Source organism: Baekduia sp. Peel2402 (assembly GCF_052567285.1).
This window is the reverse complement of sequence record NZ_CP199582.1, coordinates 669,478-687,069: the sequence shown is the minus strand read 5'-3', so window position 1 is coordinate 687,069 and position 17,592 is coordinate 669,478. Positions and strand designations below refer to the sequence as shown.

Sequence of the window (17,592 nt, the reverse complement as noted above, 5' to 3'; positions counted from 1 at the left end):
GCGACGCCGAAGGTTTCCGCCGCCGCGGGTTTCGCCCTCTGGGCGAACACCCGCCCCGCAAGCGAGCGCTCTGCGCGAGCTTGCGACTTCGTCACATACCGCGCGACTTTCGTAACACCTGGTCTCGTAGTCTGCGGACTCCGATGATCCACCCCATCCCCAACGGGACGCGAGACGTCCTGCCCGACGAGATGCGCGAGCTGCGTGCCATCACCGAGGCGATACGGGGTGTGTTCGAACATCGGGGCTACGGAGAGGTGTGGACGCCGACGATCGAGTTCGAGGACGTCTTGCGGCGCGGCGAGACCGGGGTGGACCCGGCCTACCGCGTCTTCGACGACCACGGGCACGTGATGGCGTTGCGCCCGGACATGACCGTGCCGATCGCGCGGGTCGCTGCGACGCGTTACGCGCAGGCCGATCCGCCGCTGCGGTTTTGCTACTTCGCCCACGTCTACCGCGGTGTGCGCCCGCACCGCGGGCAGAACCGCGAGTTCCTGCAGGCGGGCGTCGAGCTGCTCGGATCGGCGGGGCCAGACGGGACGGTCGAGGCGCTGTCGCTGGTCTGCGAGGCGCTCGACGCCGTCAACCTCAAGGGCTACCGGATCGCGCTGGGCAGCGCATCGCTGTACCCGGCGTTGTTGAAGAGCTTCGACGTGCCCGGGGATGTCGGCGAGCGGCTGCTCGCGGCGCTCGGCGCGCGCGACTTTGTCCGGTTGGAGCGTGAGGCCGCGGCGGCCGGGGTGGACGACGCGCTCGTGCGCGTGCCCCAGCTGCGCGGTGGACCGGAGGTGCTGGACGAGATCACGGGCGGCGAGGCCGACGGCCTGCGGGCGATCCTGGCCGGCCTGCCGACGACGGTCTCCGAGCGGATCGTGCTGGACCTCGGGCTGGCGCGCGGATTGGGCTACTACACCGGGTCGGTCTTCGACGTGCTCGATCCCGCGCTGGGCGAGCCGCTCGGTGGCGGCGGTCGCTACGACGACCTGCTGGCGCGCTTCGGGCGCGACCTGCCGGCGGTCGGCTTCGCGCTCAACGTCGACCGGTTGCACTTGGCGCTTGCGGGCGAGGAGGTCGCGGCATGACTCGCGATCCGGGCAAGCTGACGATCGCGGTGCCGCGCGGCGCGATGTTCGGCGAGTCGCTCGACCTGCTCGACGCGGTCGGGGTCGACACCGCCGAGGTGCGCGCCAACGGCCGCAAATTGCTCTTCGAGGACGTCGGGATCGTCACCATGCGGCCGTCTGACGTGCCGACCTACGTGGAGGCGGGCGCGGCCGACGTCGGCATCACCGGCAAGGACGTGCTGACCGAGCAAGAGGAGCGCGAGGTCGTCGAGCTGCTGGACCTCGGTCTGGGGCCGTGCAGCATGGTGTTCGCCACGGTCCGGACGCCGGAGGGTCAGCCGGATCCGGCCGCCGAGGCGCTGCGGCGCCTGGGCGTAATGCGTGTCGCGACCAAGTACTACAAGATCGCTCTGCGCTACTTCGAGGAGACCGGCCGCGCGGTGGAGATCGTCGAGGTGAAGGGGTCGGTCGAGCTGGCGCCGCTCACGGGGCTGGCGGAGGCGATCGTCGACCTCACCGCGACGGGCAACACGCTCCGCGAGAATGGCCTGGTCATCCGCGAAGAGATCTTGACCTCGACCGCGCGCCTGATCGCCAACCCTGTGTCGCACAAGCTGAAGTCCGCCGCGATCGACGAGCTGTCCCGTCGCATGCGGGCCGCTGTCGCCGACTCCTCGTTCTCACCGGTGCCGGGCGGATGAACGTCGAGCGGCTGGAGGCCAAGGAGGCGGGCGGACCCGAGGCGGTCGCGGAGGCGCTGCGCGCGCTGACGCCCGCAGGCGTGTCGGTGTCCGGGACGGTCAGCGAGATCGTGGCGTCGGTCCGCACGCGCGGCGAGCAGGCGCTCGTCGAGTACGCGGAGCGCTTCGACAGCGTGACCGGGCCACTGCGGGTCTCCGCAGAGGAGTTGGCGGAGGCGTTGGAGGCCCTGGACCCCGCGGTGCGCGCGGGCCTGGAGATCGCGATCGCCAACGTGCGTGCGGTTGCCGAGGCGGGACGCGCCGACGACAAGGTGGTGGATTTGCCCGAGGGGCAGTCGGTCACGATCCGCGAGGTCCCGGTCCGTCGCGCGGCGATCTACACGCCCGGCGGGCGCAACCCCTACCCGTCGACGGTTGTGATGGGCGTCGTGACCGCGCGGGCGGCGGGCGTCGACGAGGTCGTGGTCTGCGCGCCGGGCGCGCACCCGGTGATCCTCGCGGCGTGCGCGCTGTGCGGCGCCGACGAGGTCTGGCGGATGGGCGGCGCTCACGCGGTCGCCGCGTTCGCCTACGGGACCGAGTCGGTCGATCGCGTGGACGTCATCGCAGGCCCGGGCTCGCTGTACGTCCAGGAGGCCAAGCGCCAAGTGAGCGGGGACGTCGGGATCGACGGCTTCGCGGGTCCGTCGGATCTGCTCGTGCTCGCCAGCGGTGACGCGGAGGCGGCGCTGGTCGCCGCCGACCTGCTCGCCCAGGCCGAGCACGGCGCGGGCACGATCTCGGCGCTGGTCACCGACGACGCTGAGCTAGCCGAGGACGTCGCGGCCCGGCTGTCGGCCGAGCCGGATGGCGACGCGGCGACTGCTGTCGTCGTGGTGGCGTCGATCAACGAAGGGCTGGCGGTCGCCGAGGCGTTCGCGCCCGAGCACCTCGAGCTGATGGGATCCGGCGCGGAGGCGGTCGTAGACGCGGTCCGCAGCGCCGGATGCGTCTTCGTGGGTCGCGAGAGCGGCACCGCGTTCGGCGATTACGTCGCGGGCTCCAACCACACGCTGCCGACCGGCGGCGCCGCGCGATTCACGTCCGGGCTGTCGACGCGGCAGTTCCGGCGGCGCATGAGCGTGGTGCGGATCAACGGCGCTGCGGACGCGCTCGCGCGGGCCGGCGTGCCGATCGCGGAGGCCGAGGGTTTCACCCGGCACGCGGAGTCGATGCGGGTGCGGGAGAATCCCTCGGGATGACGCGCACCGCTGAGATCGCCCGCCAGACCAAGGAGACCGACGTCCACCTGACGCTCGGTCTCGACGGCGAAGGCGCCGGAACCCGTGAGACGGGCGTCGGCTTCCTCGACCACATGCTGGACCTGCTGGCGCGGCACGGGCGGCTGGACCTGCTGGTCGACGTCAAGGGCGACCTGGAGACCGGCGCGCACCACACCGTCGAGGACACCGGCATCGTCTTCGGCCAGGCGCTCGATCAGGCGCTTGGCGACCGCGCGGGGATCTTCCGCTACGGCCACGCGGTCGTGCCGATGGACGAGGCGCGTGCGTCGGTCGCGCTCGACCTGTCCGGGCGCCCGTTCCTGGCCTGGGAGGTTGAGCTGCCCGGCGGCGGTACCGGCAACTTCGACCACGAGCTGGCCGAGGAGTTCTTCCGGGCGATCTCGTCGGCGGCGAAGATGACGTTGCACGTCACGCTCGAGGCCGGGACCAACGCCCATCACATGATCGAGGCGATCTTCAAGGCCTTCGCGCGGGCGCTTCGCGCGGCGATCGCGATCGACGCCGCTGAGCAGGGTCGCGTGCCGTCGACCAAGGGAACGCTGACCTCATGACCCGCGCGAGCACGCCATGACGGTCACCCTCGGCCTCGTCGATTACGGCATGGGCAACCGGCGCTCGATGGAGAAGTCCCTAGAGCGCGCGGGGGCGACGGTCGTGCTGACCGGCGACCACGACGCGCTGCGGGCGACCGACGGCCTCGTCGTGCCGGGCGTCGGCGCGTTCGCCCGTGCGATGGAGGCACTGGACGCGACAGGGCTGACCGAGCTGATCCGCGAGCGCGCAGATGAGGGCGTGCCGGTGCTCGGCGCGTGCCTGGGCATGCAGTTGCTCTTCGAGCGGTCGGCGGAGTTCGGCGCGCATGAGGGTCTCGGCCTGCTGCCCGGCGAGGTCGTGCCGCTCGACACGCGCGGGCTCAAAGTCCCGCACATCGGCTGGAACAACGTCCGGTGGTCGCAGCCTTCCGCGCTCAGCGAGGGCTTGCCCGACCCGGCGCCGTTCTACCACGTTCACAGCTTCGTTCCTGGGATCCCGCTCGACAGCGAGATCGCGCTCGGCATCAGCGACTACGGCAGCGAGTTCGCCTCGGTCGTCGGCCGCGGGAACGTCTTCGGCACCCAGTTCCATCCCGAGAAGTCCTCGCGCGACGGCATCGCCTTGCTGGCGAACTTCGTGCGGGTCTGTACGTCAGTGGAGGCGACGGCAGCTTGATCCTGTATCCGGCGATCGACATCAGCGAGGGCAAGGCAGTCCGGCTGGTCAAAGGTGACTTCAATCAAGTCACGGTCTACGAGGACTCGCCGCTCGAAGCGGCGCGCGCGTGGGTTGAGGCCGGCGCTCGCTTCCTGCATGTCGTAGATCTCGACGGCGCCCGCACGGGCTCGCCGAAGTCGCTCGACCATCTAGAGCAGATCACCTCCGAGCTGCACGTGCCGGTCCAATACGGCGGCGGCCTGCGTTCGCTGCCGGCGGTGCGCGACGCGCTGCGCGCTGGGGCCGAGCGTGTGATCCTCGGCACCGCGGCGTTCAACGACATCGACTTCCTCGACGACGTGCTGGGCGCTTTCCGCGATCGCACGATCGTCAGCGTCGACACCCGCGGCGGCAACATCTCGACGTCCGGCTGGCAGGAGACCACCCAGATGCCGGCCGAGGCTGTCATCGAGCGCCTGCAGAACCGCGGCGTACGCTCCTTCGTCTACACCGACGTCGACCGCGACGGCATGCTCGGCGGCATCAACTTTGAGGCCGTCAAGAAGATCGCCCAGGTCGTCCGCGGCCGCTTCATCTACTCCGGCGGCATCGGCACCCTCGACGACCTCCGTGGCCTTCGCGACCTCCGTCAGGTCAACCTCGGCGGCGTCATCGCCGGCAAGGCCCTCTACGAAGGCCGCTTCACGATCGCCGAGGGCCAGCAGGCCCTTCAGCCGGAGACCGAAGACACCAAGAAGCCCTACCGCGCCGTGCCCGCCAGCGACTGATCGACCCCGCCGCTCTCCGGTAGGCAGCCGGGTAGCGGGCGCGGTGGTTGGCGGGCGAGGCGGGTGCTGGGCGGAGGGCGAGGCGGTCGGGTGGTGTCCATGCGTCCAGGCCGTCGCGCCTAGGCATGGTTGTCGCCGGGCTTGGATGGCGCGTACGGTCGGCGCGCCATGAGCGGTCCTCTGCGCGTAGCGATGTTCCTCGTCTCGGTGGCGTTGATGGCCGGGGCGCCCGCGGAGGCGGCCAAGCCGAAGGCGAAGGCGTGCAAAAAGGGCACGGTCGCGGTCAAGCTCGGGAAGGGGACGCGGTGCGTGAAGCTGCGGGTCGCGCCACCGAAGCCCAAGGTCGTCGACCACGGGCGGCTCGCGTTCGACCGTGTGCTATCGACGACCTGGCCGGCGTTGAAGGACAAGCGCGGACGGCGCGTGCGATCGCCCCTCCAGGAGCTGCGGCACGTGCCCGGCGGGGTGGACAAGGTGCAGGCGGCCGTCACGAAAGGGCTGAAGCTCGCGGCGGCCAAGCGGACGGCCAGGGCGGCGCAGAGCGACGGCGGCGGCCTCACCGGCGTCGCGCAGGGGACCACGATCGGGTTCGACGCGGTCGTGCCGGCGGGGGAGTACCGGATCGCGATCTCCTACCGCACCGACGACGTCGAGGGCGGCAGCGTCAAGGGCGTGCGCTGCCCGACGGCGGCCGGTCTGCTCAAGGGTGACCTGGAGGTCATGACGCGGATCACGATTCGCATCACGAGAGACGGCGAGCTGGTCTCCGGGACCTCGACGCAGATCACCGACACCGCGCACTTCGAGGCCCAGACGGCGGACGACGCGAAGCTCGACACGCTCGACGTCGACCACGTGAGCGCGCTCAACCACTCGTCGGTCGGCGACGGCCACGCGGCGATCGCCATCCGGATGCAGGCCCACCGCGTCGCGCAGGTCGACATGCGATCGGCGACCAACGCCTACACGTTGAAGTCCAAGCAGCTCGATCTCCGTGCTGACGTCCAGGGCGCTCCGCCCGACCAGGACGCGGCGCTGGACGCCGAGGCCGCCCGCAAGCTGTTGGAGGGCTCTGACCAGTCGTTCTCGCGCATCGTCGCCCGCGGCGTCGGCGTCTACCGCACGATCGAGGGTGAGATCAACCAGGCCGGCACCTGCGCGACCATGCTCTTCGACCCGCCCGGCGAGGGCGCGCGGCCCACGGTCAAGAACGGGACCGGCACGTTCACGTCCACCATGCGCCCGCGCGTCGATCCCGGCAACGACGCGGCCGGGCGCTGGACGCTGACCGACAAGCGCCAGGTTGCGATCGGCCCGGAGTCGGCGAGCCGGACCAAGCCGTCGTTCACCTTCACCGTCACCGATGACGGAGCACCGTCCGGCTCGGCGACGTTCCGCGCTACGTCCAAGGCCGGCGTCGCGGTCGGCACCCGCACGATCCCGATCGAGCAGGCCGCTCCGCGCTACCGCGTCACCGCGTTCACCTACACCGACCAGATCTCGTTCGACGGCATCGCGCCCTACCTCGGCTGTGCGCCGAGCACAAGCCAGGGCAACGCCACCACCTTGATCCCGTCCGGTCGCCCCGAGGACGGCGCGCTCAGCCCGCCGATCCCCGCGCCGTTCGGCAACGGCGAGCAGACCGGCCTGCTGACCGCCACCGGCCGGATCCAGAAGACCGTCGCGGAGAGCGGCTGCAAGTGGAACGACGACGCCACCGCGCGGATCCCGTGCCAGCTGCAGAACTCCGGCGCCGAGGACTTCACCCTCGCGCTCGACCTGCTCGTCCCCGCGGGCTCGGGCGACGCCAAGCTCACCTGGCACGTGCACCGGGCCGACGTCGGCGACGTGGCGCCGATCATCAGCGCGTGCGAGATCGCGGTCACGCAGGCCGCCGGACCGTTCACCGTCGTCACCTCCGCGCCGCGCGCCGCGCTGCTCGACCCTGGCCCGCACACGTTCTCGGTCGACGTGCCCTACGAGGAGACCGGCACGTCGAGCTATGGCGGCGCCATCCATTCCAACGCGCACTACTCGATCACCATCGAGCGCCTCTGAAGGCGCGCGCCGCGCGCCCGCCGATAGCCTCCATCGCCGATGCACCTCAAGCGCGTGATCCCCTGCCTGGACGTCGACAACGGCCGTGTCGTCAAGGGCACCAACTTCGTCGGGCTCCGCGACGCGGGCGATCCCGTGGAGCTGGCCGAGCGCTACGACGCCGAGGGCGCCGACGAGGTCATCTTCCTGGACATCACCGCCACGCACGAGCAGCGCGAGACGATCGTCGAGCTCGCGCGCCGCACGGCCGACAACGTGTTCATCCCGTTCACGATCGGCGGCGGGATCCGGTCGGTGGCCGACGCCCAGGCCGTCCTCGACGCCGGCGCCGACAAGGTGTCGGTCAACTCCGCGGCGGTGGCGCGCCCCGACCTGCTCGACGAGCTGTCCGAGCACTTCGGCTCCCAGTGCGTCGTCCTGGCGATCGACGCCAAGCGCCGCATGGACGCCTCGCAGGCCGACGGCTGGGAGGTCTTCGTTGCGGGCGGCCGCACCCCGACCGGCCGCGACGCGGTCGAGTGGGCGGTCGAGGGCGTCAAGCGCGGCGCGGGGGAGATCCTGTTGACCTCGATGGACCGCGACGGCACCAAGGACGGCTACGACCTCGACCTCACGCGCGCGGTCGCGCAGGCGGTCGACGTCCCCGTGATCGCCTCGGGCGGGGCCGGGAACCTCGACCACCTGACCGAGGCGCTGGAGGCCGGCGCCGACGCGGCGCTCGTCGCGTCGCTGTTTCACTTCGGCGAGCACACCGTGCACGAGGCCAAGGAGCGACTGCTGGCCGCGGGCATCCCTGTGCGACCGTAGACGCGCCACAACCTGGCCGACCGTATAGGTGGGCCGCCGAACCAACCGGCATACGTTGGGCCCCATGCAAGGGGCGGTGCGGGTCTTCTCCGCGGCAGCGTGCGCGCTGTCGCTCTCAATCGCGTGCGCTTCGAGCGCTCAGGCCGACGTCGTCCCGGTGGTCTCCGCCTCGGGGTCCGGCACCGGCTCGACGGTCACCGCGAGCATCGCCGTGCCCGCCGCCGGCACCGGCAAGCTCCTGGCGGTCGGGATCTCGACGACCAACACCGCGACGGTGACCGGCGTCGCCTACGCCGGGCAGGCGCTGACCAAGCGCGTCTCCCAGGGCCAGTCCGGCACGGGCGTCACGGGCGTCGCCGCCGAGATCTGGACGCTCAGCGCGCCGCCCTCCGGCAACGGCACCGTGACCGTGACGCTCTCCGCGGCCGCTCCGGCGATCGTCGGCGCGACCGCCTACACCGGCGTCGACGCGATCGACCCGGTCATCGTCGCCACCGCGACCCCGGGCGACGACAGCTCCAACGCCGCGTCGATCGCCCTCAACAACACGACGGCGGGCGACGGGATGTTCGGCGTCCTCGCGCTCGGCAACGTCAGCAACACGAGCACGCCGTTCACGCAGGGCTCCACCGACCTGGTCCAGGCGGACCTGCGCTGGGCGACGCTGACCGGCACGGTCCGCGGCGCGGGCGCGACGCGCATCGGCAACACCGGCCAGAACCAGGCGACCACCGCGGGCATCAACTGGCGCTGGACCAACGTCCAGAGCCAGCTCAACCCGCACGTCGACGCGGTCGCCGCGCTGCGCAAGGCGGGCGCTTCGATCGCACCGGCGGTCACGACGGCCGACGCGACCGACGTCACGACGACCAGCGCAAAGCTCGGCGGCCAGGTCACCAACAACGGCAACGGGATCCTCACGGCGCGCGGCGTCGCCTACTGCCTGAGCCCCTGCACGCCGACGCTCGGCGCGCCCGGCACGAGCATCGAGCAGGACGCCAACAACTCGCTCGACCCCTTCACCTTCACCGCGGCGAGCCTCACGGGCGCCAAGGGCTACACCGTCCGCGCGTTCGCCACCAACAGCGCGGGCACCGGCTACGGCGCGAGCAAGACCTTCACCACGGCGACGCCCAACCGGGCGCCCGTCGCGGTCGCGATCCCCGCGCCCGCGAACCGCTACACGATCACCGAGGGCGACGGCCTGGCGCTCGACGCCTCGCAGTCCTCCGATCCTGACGGCGACGTGCTGACCTACGCGTGGGACCTCGACGGCGACACCGAGTACGACGACGCGACCGGCGCCACCCCGACGCTGACGGCCGTCCAGGCCGACGCGCTCGGCTTCGGCGACGGCCCGTTCAACACGATCCTGGGCCTGCGGGTCTCCGACGGCAAGACCACCACCGCGGGGACCGTCCCGCTGACGGTCCTCAACGCCACGCCGACCGCGACGCCCAGTGGTGACACGACGGTCCCCGAAGGCTCGCCCGCGACGATCGGCCTCGACAACGCCGCCGACGCGGGACCGAACGACCGCTCGACGCTGCGCTACTTCTTCGACACCGACGGCGACGGCGTCGCCAACGGCAGCGGCGAGACCTACGGCGACGCCCTGAACGACGCGTCGACCACGTTCACGCCCGACGACAACGCGACCCTGCACCTCACCGCCGCCGTGATCGACAAGGACGAGGCCGTCTCGCGCTACGCCCGCGATCTCGTCGTGACCAACGTCGCGCCGACCGCGACGTTCGCCAACGACGGCGCGGTCGACGAGGGCGAAGACGCGCACGTCGCGTTCACCGCGCCGAGCGACCCGTCGGCCGCCGACACCGGCGCCGGGTTCCGCTACGCCTACGACACCGACAACGACGGCACGTGGGACGTCGGCGACGGCACCTACGCGGGCGGCGTCATCGCCACGTCGCTGGATGTCCCGACCGACGACGACGGCACGGTCACCGTCCGCGGCGCGATCGTCGACAAGGACGACGGCGTCGCGACCTACACGACCGCCATCACGGTGGGCAACGTCGCGCCGGCGGTGACGCTCGCGACGCCCGCCGCGGTCCAGGAGGGCACGCCGCTGACGCTCACGGCCGACGTGGCGGACGCCTCCGGCGCCGACGCGGCTGCCGGCTTCACCTACACCATCGCTTGGGGCGACGGGAAGAGCGACACGGTCGCCGGCCCGCCGCACACCACCGCGACGCACATCTACGCCGCTGCTGGGACGTACTCGATCTCGGTCACGGCCACCGACAAGGACGGCGCCGCGAGCGCCGCGGCTACCACGACCGCGACGGTCACCGCCGCGCCGGCGCCGCCCACGACGGACACGACGCCCACGACGCCGGCCCCGGCGCCCACGCCCGCCGCCCCGGTCGCGGCCGCCTCGACGCCCAAGCCCACGCCGGTCTCGGTGTCGGGCCTGAGCGTCGCCCCGCGCTGCGTGAAGGCCTCGGCCGCCACGACGCGCTCGGTCAAGTTGAAGTACAAGCTGAGCGGCGCCGCGACCGTCCGCGTCACGCTCCAGCGCGCGACCGGCTCCACGCTGGTCCGCAGCTGCCCGCCGCTGCGCGGCGTCCAGCAGGACGACGGCAAGTACAAGCCCGGGAAGTACACGCCGGTCAGCACGCAGCAGACCACCGGCACCTCGCTGACGATCGCCTCCGGCTCCAAGAACAGCGCGATCGGCACGATCGCCTCCCTGCGTCCGCAGGCGCTGCTGGCCAAGGGCACCAAGTTGAAGGCCGGCACCTACCTGATCACGGTCACGCCGCTGGGCGCGGACAACAAGCCCAACGGCGCCGTCGCTAGGGTGAAGTTCTGGGTGTTGAAGGGATAGCTCAAGACGAGATTGCGCGGGCCACGCGCGGCCATTGGCTAAAGGCCATCGGCCACGCCAAGGGCCCGCTGCCCGAGGCGTGGCTGGCCGACCCCGAGCGCGCTGCGGTACGGCTCACGCGCACGGGCTTCCCGAGGAGGCCGCGCATGGCGCCCGGCGATCGCCTCGTGTTGTACGCCTCGGTCTGGAAGCGCGTCTTCGGAATCGCCGAGGTGACCTCGGAGCCGCAGAACGACGGTGCGCCGCGCTGGCCGTGGTGGGTCTCGATCGAGCCGCTGGTCGTGATCCCGCACCTGGAGAACGCGCCGCCGGTCGAAGCGATCGGCGTCCCGCCGCGGTCGATGAGCCAGCAGTCGCACATCCGCCTCACCGAGGCCCAGTACGCGCTCGCCGCCGAGGCTCTTGGCGCGGTCGGCGCCTGACATTAGGCTCCAGCGCCAACGTGCCAGACGGGATCCAGCGCTCGCAGCTCACCGACCGCATGCGCCGCGCGCTGGACGACGGCTGCCTGCTCGTCGTCGCGCCCGCGGGCTACGGCAAGACGCTTGCGGTTCAGCAGGCGGTCGAGGCCCACGACGCGCCCGCGATCTTCCACGCCTGTCGCGAGCGCGACGCCGACGGCGGCCGGCTGATCGTCTCGATCCTGGAGGCGGTGCGCCGCACCGTCCCGGGCGCGGCCGACGTCTTGCTCGACCAGCTCGGCGAGGCGGGGGAGACCGTCGATCCCGCGACCGCCGCGCAGGTGCTCGTCGACGACCTCGGACGGCTGCTGGTCGAGCCGCTGATCCTGGTCGTCGACGACGTCGAGCGCCTCGGTGATGCGCCGCCCGCGATCGCGGTGCTCGGCGCGCTGCTTGAAGGCGCGGGCGGGCCACTGCGCCTGGTCGTCGCCTCTCGCCGCCGGCCGCCGCTGAAGCTCGCCAAGCTGACCGCCGCCGGGCTCGTGACCGAGCTCGGGGAGGCCGACCTCGTCTTCAGCGCCGAGGAGTGCGCCGCGGTGCTGGAGGCGCGCGACGGCCGCCCGCCGAGCGACGCTGAGGTCGAGGCCACCATGTCGCGCACGCTCGGCTGGCCGCTGGGCGTCGCGCTCGGCGCCGCGCGCGCGGCAGACGGCGCGGCCGCGATCGAGCAGTTCCTGGTCGAGGAGGTCCTGGACGAGCTGGACGCGGCGACGCGCAGCGCGCTGCTGGACTCCTCGGTGGTCGACGAGCTGTCGCCCGCGACGCTCGGCGCGCTGGGGTTGGAGCCGGGCGTGCTGGAGTCCGCCGCGCGCCTCGGGCTCAGCCTGCGCGAGGTCGCCGGCTCGCCGGGCGTGACCGCCTGGCATCCGCTGGTGCGCGAGGCGCTGCGCTCCCGCTGGGCGCGCGAGCGCGGCGCTGAGGACCGTGCTGCGCTGATGGACCGCGCCGCGGGCGCGCTGGCGCAGGAGGGCCGCCACGCCGAGGCGGTCGAGGCGTGGCTGGACGCCGGGCGCGGCGACCAGGCGCTGGGCCTCATGCTCGCCGACGCTCCGACGCTCGTGCGCGCCTCGCCGGACCTGCTGTGCACCTGGCTGGATCGCCTCGGCCCGGCCGTTCGCGGGACGCCCGGAGCGGCGATGCTCGACGGGTTGTTGCTCGTCGCCTCGGGCCGGCTCGGCGAGGCCGTCGACGTCCTCTACGACGCCGGCACCGGCCTGGCCGCGGCCGGGCTTCAGGAGCCCGCCGACGTCGCGTGCGCGGCGTTGTTGGAGGCCTCGTATTGGTCCGGGCGCCTGGACGAGGTCGAGCGCATCGGCAAGTTGTATGACGACCCGGAGCCGTTGGCCGGACGGCCGATCGCGCTGGTCGCCGCCGCGTGGACCGCGATCCTGCACGCCGCGCGCGGCGACGCCGCCACCGCCCTCGGGCTGCGCGAGCGCATCCTCGTCCAGCCCGGGAGCGGGCCGGGCGCGCAGGTCGCGCGGATCGCCGACGCCTACCTGTGGTTCCCTGCCGGGCGCCACGAGGAGATGCTCGCGCAGTTCAGCTCGGTCGACCACGTCCTCGATCGCCCCGAGCAAGTGCTGTATGTGTTGGCGATCTCCGCGTTCGCCCACGTCGACGTCGGTCGGGTCGAGGAGACGCTGGACTTCAACGAGCGGCTGACCGCCGAGGTCCAGCGCTCCGGCACACACCCGTTCATCGGGACGCTCGGGCCCGCGCTGCGCGGCTGGACGCTGGCGGTCGCCGGGCGTTACAGCGAGGCCGACGCGGTCGTGCAGGCGGTCGTCGGCTCGGGCGGGGCGCCACCGGACGCGTGGGCGATGGCGTGGGTGCCGGCGACGGTCGCGATCACCGCCGCGGCGCGCGGGGACGCCGAGACCGCCCGCGGCGCCGCGGAGTTCGCGATCGCTCAGACGCCGCGGATGCCGATCATGTTCGCGGACTTCCTGATCTGCTCGCTGGCGCCCGCGCTGGCTGAGATCGGCGACCGCGACCGCGCGCTGGCGCTGATCGAGGAGGGGCTGACGCGCGTCGAGACCCGGCTCGGCCGCGACGAGGCCGGCTACCACGTGGCGCGCCTGCTCGTGCTGCGCGCGTGGATCCGCGAGCAGGAGGGCGACGTGGACGGCGCGCGCGGCGACGTTGCGGACGCGCTCGCGTTGCTGACCGCCCGCCCGGAGGCCGCCGCGCACCTGGTGCGCGCCGAGTGGCCGCGGCTGCGCGCGCTGACCTGGGACCTGCTGGCCGAGGGCGCGCTGCCGGCCGCGCCGGTCGTGGGGGCGGTCGCGGGCGCGTTCGGCGACGGCCCGGATGTGCTGGAGCTGGCGTCGCACCCGAGCGCCGCGGTGCGGATCGCGGCCGCGTCGGCCATCGCGGCATCCGGGCATCCGGTCGCGGGCTCGGCGATCAAGGCGTTGGAGAACGACGAGGACCCGGCGGTCGCCGCCGCGATCACCGAGGCGGTCGCGCGGGTGCGCCGCCGTCCGCCCGCGCGCGTGTTCTCGCTGCTCGGCGGCTTCCGGCTGCGCCGTGGCGCGTGGGAGGTCGACGAGCGCACCTGGGGCCGCCCGACCGTCGTCCGGCTCGTGCGCTTCCTGCTCGTGAACCGCGGCGCGCCCGTGGCCGAGGAGCGGATCCTCGAGGCGCTGTGGCCGGACCGGCCCGCCGACAAGGCGCGCAGCGCGCTGCAGGTCGCGGTCTCCCGCGCGCGGCAGGTCGTCGATCCGCCCGGCACGGAGAGCAGTGCCATCAAGTACTCCGACCGCGCCTACATCTTGGAGCTCGACGAACGCGACGTCGTCGACGCCGAGCGTTTCACCGTCGTCGCGACCGAGGCGCTGGCGACGATCGGCCCGGCGCGCCGCGGTGCGCTGGAGTCGGCCGCCGGGCTGTGGGCCGGCACGCCGCTGCCCGAGGAGGAGTACGCGGACTGGGCGACCGACTGGCGCGAGGAGCTGGAGGCGCTGCTGCACCGCGTGCTGGTCGCGCTGGGCGACGAGCATCGCGCGGCCGGGGATGAGCTGGCGGTCGCCGCCGTAGGGCGCCGGCTGGTGGCGCTCGACCCGCTCGACGAGGGCGCGCACCGCATGCTGATCACCGCGCACGCGCGGACCGGCCGTCGGTCGCTGGCGCTGCGCCAGTACCTCGAGTGTCGCCGCCTGCTGGTCGAAGGCGCCGGGATCGAGCCGGACGCCGACACCACCGGCCTCCAGCGCCGAGTGCTCGCGGGCATGGCCGTGTAGCGCTGATTTGCAGGGCTTTCGTGGCTCTGGCAAGCGAGCGGCAAGCGCGGCGGCGCGGTCTGACCGCGGATGGCAAGCGGGCGGCAAGAGCCGACCTTCACAGTGCTCGCCATGACCGCTTCCTCCCCAACCACCCCGGCTCCTGAGGCCCAGCCGACCGTCGCGCTCCCCGGCGACGGCGAGCTTCGCTGGTACCGCGACCGCCTGGTGGACCTGCGGCTCACCGGCGCCCAGACCGGCGATCGCGTCTCGCTCGTCGAGGTCGAGATGCCCGCTGGCGCCGACACGCCGCTGCATCGCCAGCCCTACGACGACGAGACCCTCTACGTGCTGTCGGGCGCGCTGACCGTCCACATCGATGGCGAGGAGCACGAGATCGCCGCCGGCGGCGTCGTGTTCATCCCGCGCGAGACGCCGCACGCGCTGCGCGCCGACACGGACACCAAGTTGATCATCTTCGGCATCCCCGCCGGCCAGGAGCGCTACTTCCGGGCGCTCAGCGTCCCGGCGCCCGGCCGCGAGCTGCCACCGCCGCCGATCGCGCCGCCGCACCCGGCCGCCGCGATCGCCGTCCAGCAGACCGCCTATCTCAACGGCGTCGAACTGCTCGGCGACTCACCGTTCGCCACTGCTGCCTGAACGTGCGGGCTGGTGAGCTTTGCCCACATTTGGAAGGGCGAGCAACCAGTGATGCTCAGTTTCCCGTCCTAACGGGAAGGACGTCGGCTATGGCCATCTTGGAGCTCGTGCAGCCGCAGCCCGACTGGATGGGCGCGCTTGGCGTGGCGCTCACGCGTCCGCCCGGCGTTCCCGAGCGCCGCGCCGGCGAGGACCCGTGGAAGCCCGAGGCGCAGGCGATCGCTGAGCGCCCGCGCCGCATCTCCGACGACCTCGCCTGGTTCCGCCAGGCGCTCGACGACCCCGCCGAGGCCGGCCTGGAGCCGATCGACGAGTCCGCGACCGTCGCGGCGTGGGAGAGCGGCGACTCGGAGCTGATCGCGCGCTTGAACCGCCTCGACCAGCGCGGGATCCTCGACGCGGCGGGGTTCCTGCTGCACGACCCGGACATGGCGCTCCTCTAGGCGCGCGCAACGTTTCGCAAATACGATGCGCGGATGTCCGCCACCGCGCAGCCGCGCATCGTCTTTCACCTGCTCGGCCCGTCGCATCCGTGCGCCGCGGTCGAGGCCGCGCTGAAGCTCAAGGGGCTCGACTACGAGCGGGTCGAGCTGCAGCCGGGGCCGCACATCGAGCAGATGGCCGCGGTCTACGGCGACGACCGCACGACCGTGCCGGGCGCGGTCTTCGACGACGAGCCGGTGCACGGATCCAACGCGATCCTGGAGCGCCTGGAGCAGATCGCGCCCTCGCCGGCGCTGTTCCCTGACGGCGAGCTGGGGGAGAAGGTCGTCGAGGCGATGACCTGGGGCGACGCCGAGCTCCAGCCGCTGGGCCGCAGCCTGACGTGGGGCGCGCTGCACTTCCGACCCGAGTCGCTCGGGACGTTCGCACCCGGCGGCGCGCCGCTGGATCCGGCCGGGACCGACTTCGCCATCAGGATGATCCGCGGCACCTGGAAGTACCACAAGCTCACGGCGGTTCGGTTGGGCGAGGATCTTGCAGGGCTGCCGGCGAAGCTCGATCGCGTGGATCGGTACGTCGCCGATGGCGTTCTGCTCGGTGAGGAGCCGAATGCGGCTGATCTGCAGATCGGCTCGACGCTCTCGGTGTTGCGCACGGTCGGGGATTTGCGCGTGTTGATCGATGGCCGGCCGGCGGAGCAGGTGGCGCGGAAGTGGTTCGAGGAGCGGCCGGGGATCGTTCCGGTGGGGGCGTTCCCGGCGGGGTGGTTGGCGTAGGCGCGCGGCGCGGGCGTTTGTGGCGCCCGGCTCGCGGCGTTGGTGGCGGTGCGGGGCGTTGGAGAGGGCCGGCGAAGGAGTGAAGCCGGGCGGGCGTGGCCGCCGCTTGGTGTCGTCCTCGGGCGTGTTGCCGGGCTCGGGGGGAGCGTTCGGGGCCGAAAGAGCGATCCGGGTCGAGTTAGCATCAACTATTCGTCATAACGCGACCCGCATCCCGAATCTCGGCCCTTATGGAGCACCGCCGGGGATCCGGGTCGTTTTAGCGTCGTATATCGACCATTAGACGACCCGGACCCATCCCTTCGGCCCCGAACCGCCCGCCCCGCGCCCAAGACGACGCCCGAGGACGACCGACAGCGGTCGCCACGCCAACCCGGCTTCACTCCTTCGCCGCCCCTCTCCAACGCCGCGCACCACCCTCAGCGCCCCGCACCGCGCGCCACAAACGCCTGCGCCACCAACACCAAGGCGCCCCTACGTAATCGTCAACCCACCATCCACCGGCAGCGTCTGCCCCGTGATGTACCCCGCCGCCGGCGACGCCAGGAACACCACCGTCGCCGCCAACTCCGCCGGATCCCCCGTCCGCCCCGCCAGGATCCGGAACTTCATCATCTCCAAGTACTCCGGCGGGTACTGGTCGGTCATCTCGCTCGCGAAGAAGCCCGGTGCGATCGAGTTGACGCGGATGCCCTTGCGGCCGGTCCACTGCTGGGCCAGGTCGCGGGTGAGGCCGTTCAACCCCGCCTTGGACGCGGCGTAGGCGGCCTGCGGCAGGCCCGCGGTCGTGATTCCCAGCACCGACGAGATGTTGATGATGCTGCTGCCCGGCGCCATCGCGCGGCCGGCGGCCTGCGCGCACCAGTAGGCGCCGTTCAAGTTGACGTCGATGACCTGGCGGAACTGCTCGGGCGTCTCGCGCGAGGCGGGGACGGCGGTTCCGACGCCCGCGTTGTTGACCAGGATGTCGACGCGGCCGAGCTGCGCGACGGTCTCGTCGATCAGGCGCTGGGCGTCCTCGGGCTTGCTGACGTCGGTCGCGACCGTGATCGCCCGGCGACCCGCGGCCTCCACGAGCTTCTTGGTGTCCTCGAGCCGGTCGGCGCGGCGGGCGCCAAGCGCGACGTCGGCGCCGGCCTCGGCCAGCGCCTGGGCGAACGCGACGCCGAGGCCGGACGAGGCGCCGGTGACGACGGCGACCTTGCCGTCGAGGCGGAAGGCATCAAGGATGGGGGACGGGACATCCGACATAGAGGACTGCTCCTGGTTCAGGGGTGAGAC

The 17,592-nt window shown here is 72.5% G+C and carries 15 protein-coding genes; 14 read left to right on the top strand and 1 reads right to left on the bottom strand.

Going from position 1 to position 17,592, the window contains the following annotated elements:
* Positions 1–143 precede the first annotated feature (143 nt).
* The 14 genes from hisZ (at position 144) to ACT01A_RS03310 (ending at position 16,311) form a co-directional block, all read left to right on the top strand.
* Positions 144–1,085: an ATP phosphoribosyltransferase regulatory subunit gene (hisZ, locus tag ACT01A_RS03375; RefSeq protein WP_445150836.1), complete on the top strand. Its 942-nt coding sequence runs from the start codon at positions 144–146 to the stop codon at positions 1,083–1,085.
* A complete protein-coding gene (gene hisG / locus ACT01A_RS03370; RefSeq protein ID WP_445150835.1) occupies positions 1,082–1,768 on the top strand; it encodes an ATP phosphoribosyltransferase in 687 nt (228 codons plus the stop codon). The genes hisZ and hisG overlap by 4 nt, the downstream gene beginning before the upstream one ends.
* Positions 1,765–3,009 carry a histidinol dehydrogenase gene (gene hisD, locus ACT01A_RS03365; protein WP_445150834.1) on the top strand — a complete coding sequence of 415 codons (1,245 nt, stop codon included), beginning with the start codon at positions 1,765–1,767 and terminating at the stop codon, positions 3,007–3,009. Before hisG ends, hisD begins: the two co-directional genes overlap by 4 nt.
* Positions 3,006–3,602, top strand: a complete 597-nt coding sequence (gene hisB, locus ACT01A_RS03360; protein WP_445150833.1) for an imidazoleglycerol-phosphate dehydratase HisB — start codon at positions 3,006–3,008, stop codon at positions 3,600–3,602. Before hisD ends, hisB begins: the two co-directional genes overlap by 4 nt.
* Positions 3,603–3,618: 16 nt before the next feature.
* On the top strand, positions 3,619–4,260 hold the full coding sequence (hisH, locus tag ACT01A_RS03355; RefSeq protein ID WP_445150832.1) for an imidazole glycerol phosphate synthase subunit HisH: 642 nt from the start codon (positions 3,619–3,621) through the stop codon (positions 4,258–4,260).
* Positions 4,257–5,030: a 1-(5-phosphoribosyl)-5-[(5-phosphoribosylamino)methylideneamino]imidazole-4-carboxamide isomerase gene (hisA, locus tag ACT01A_RS03350; RefSeq protein ID WP_445150831.1), complete on the top strand. Its 774-nt coding sequence runs from the start codon at positions 4,257–4,259 to the stop codon at positions 5,028–5,030. The genes hisH and hisA overlap by 4 nt, the downstream gene beginning before the upstream one ends.
* Positions 5,031–5,198: 168 nt before the next feature.
* Positions 5,199–7,088, top strand: a complete 1,890-nt coding sequence (locus tag ACT01A_RS03345; RefSeq protein WP_445150830.1) for a hypothetical protein — start codon at positions 5,199–5,201, stop codon at positions 7,086–7,088.
* 39 nt (positions 7,089–7,127) lie between these two features.
* The gene (gene hisF / locus ACT01A_RS03340) at positions 7,128–7,895 is read left to right on the top strand and encodes an imidazole glycerol phosphate synthase subunit HisF (RefSeq protein WP_445150829.1); all 768 of its coding nucleotides are present in this window, start codon (positions 7,128–7,130) and stop codon (positions 7,893–7,895) included.
* Positions 7,896–7,959: 64 nt separating this feature from the next.
* A complete protein-coding gene (locus tag ACT01A_RS03335; protein ID WP_445150828.1) occupies positions 7,960–10,746 on the top strand; it encodes a PKD domain-containing protein in 2,787 nt (928 codons plus the stop codon).
* Between the two features lie 146 nt (positions 10,747–10,892).
* Positions 10,893–11,168, top strand: coding sequence for a hypothetical protein (locus tag ACT01A_RS03330; RefSeq protein ID WP_445150827.1), 276 nt, complete (start codon positions 10,893–10,895; stop codon positions 11,166–11,168).
* A 20-nt stretch (positions 11,169–11,188) separates the two neighbouring features.
* Positions 11,189–14,452: a BTAD domain-containing putative transcriptional regulator gene (locus ACT01A_RS03325; protein WP_445150826.1), complete on the top strand. Its 3,264-nt coding sequence runs from the start codon at positions 11,189–11,191 to the stop codon at positions 14,450–14,452.
* A 111-nt stretch (positions 14,453–14,563) separates the two neighbouring features.
* Entirely contained in the window at positions 14,564–15,091 is a 528-nt protein-coding gene (locus ACT01A_RS03320) for a cupin domain-containing protein (RefSeq protein WP_445150825.1), read from the top strand.
* Positions 15,092–15,180: 89 nt separating this feature from the next.
* Entirely contained in the window at positions 15,181–15,534 is a 354-nt protein-coding gene (locus ACT01A_RS03315) for a hypothetical protein (protein ID WP_445150824.1), read from the top strand.
* Positions 15,535–15,567: 33 nt separating this feature from the next.
* The gene (locus ACT01A_RS03310) at positions 15,568–16,311 is read left to right on the top strand and encodes a glutathione S-transferase family protein (RefSeq protein WP_445150823.1); all 744 of its coding nucleotides are present in this window, start codon (positions 15,568–15,570) and stop codon (positions 16,309–16,311) included.
* A gap of 474 nt (positions 16,312–16,785) precedes the next feature.
* Here ACT01A_RS03310 and ACT01A_RS03305 read toward each other — a convergent pair whose 3' ends face one another.
* A complete protein-coding gene (locus tag ACT01A_RS03305) occupies positions 16,786–17,562 on the bottom strand; it encodes an SDR family NAD(P)-dependent oxidoreductase (protein ID WP_445150822.1) in 777 nt (258 codons plus the stop codon).
* Positions 17,563–17,592: the final 30 nt, after the last annotated feature.

Excerpts from the sequence above, each read along its gene's own strand:
- hisZ (WP_445150836.1), top strand. The coding sequence starts at position 144 with ATGATCCACCCCATCCCCAACGGGACGCGAGACGTCCTGCCCGACGAG.
- hisG (WP_445150835.1), top strand. The coding sequence starts at position 1,082 with ATGACTCGCGATCCGGGCAAGCTGACGATCGCGGTGCCGCGCGGCGCG.
- hisD (WP_445150834.1), top strand. The coding sequence starts at position 1,765 with ATGAACGTCGAGCGGCTGGAGGCCAAGGAGGCGGGCGGACCCGAGGCG.
- hisB (WP_445150833.1), top strand. The coding sequence starts at position 3,006 with ATGACGCGCACCGCTGAGATCGCCCGCCAGACCAAGGAGACCGACGTC.
- hisH (WP_445150832.1), top strand. The coding sequence starts at position 3,619 with ATGACGGTCACCCTCGGCCTCGTCGATTACGGCATGGGCAACCGGCGC.
- ACT01A_RS03345 (WP_445150830.1), top strand. The coding sequence starts at position 5,199 with ATGAGCGGTCCTCTGCGCGTAGCGATGTTCCTCGTCTCGGTGGCGTTG.
- hisF (WP_445150829.1), top strand. The coding sequence starts at position 7,128 with ATGCACCTCAAGCGCGTGATCCCCTGCCTGGACGTCGACAACGGCCGT.
- ACT01A_RS03335 (WP_445150828.1), top strand. The coding sequence starts at position 7,960 with ATGCAAGGGGCGGTGCGGGTCTTCTCCGCGGCAGCGTGCGCGCTGTCG.
- ACT01A_RS03330 (WP_445150827.1), top strand. The coding sequence starts at position 10,893 with ATGGCGCCCGGCGATCGCCTCGTGTTGTACGCCTCGGTCTGGAAGCGC.
- ACT01A_RS03320 (WP_445150825.1), top strand. The coding sequence starts at position 14,564 with ATGACCGCTTCCTCCCCAACCACCCCGGCTCCTGAGGCCCAGCCGACC.
- ACT01A_RS03315 (WP_445150824.1), top strand. The coding sequence starts at position 15,181 with ATGGCCATCTTGGAGCTCGTGCAGCCGCAGCCCGACTGGATGGGCGCG.
- ACT01A_RS03310 (WP_445150823.1), top strand. The coding sequence starts at position 15,568 with ATGTCCGCCACCGCGCAGCCGCGCATCGTCTTTCACCTGCTCGGCCCG.
- ACT01A_RS03305 (WP_445150822.1), bottom strand. The coding sequence starts at position 17,562 with ATGTCGGATGTCCCGTCCCCCATCCTTGATGCCTTCCGCCTCGACGGC.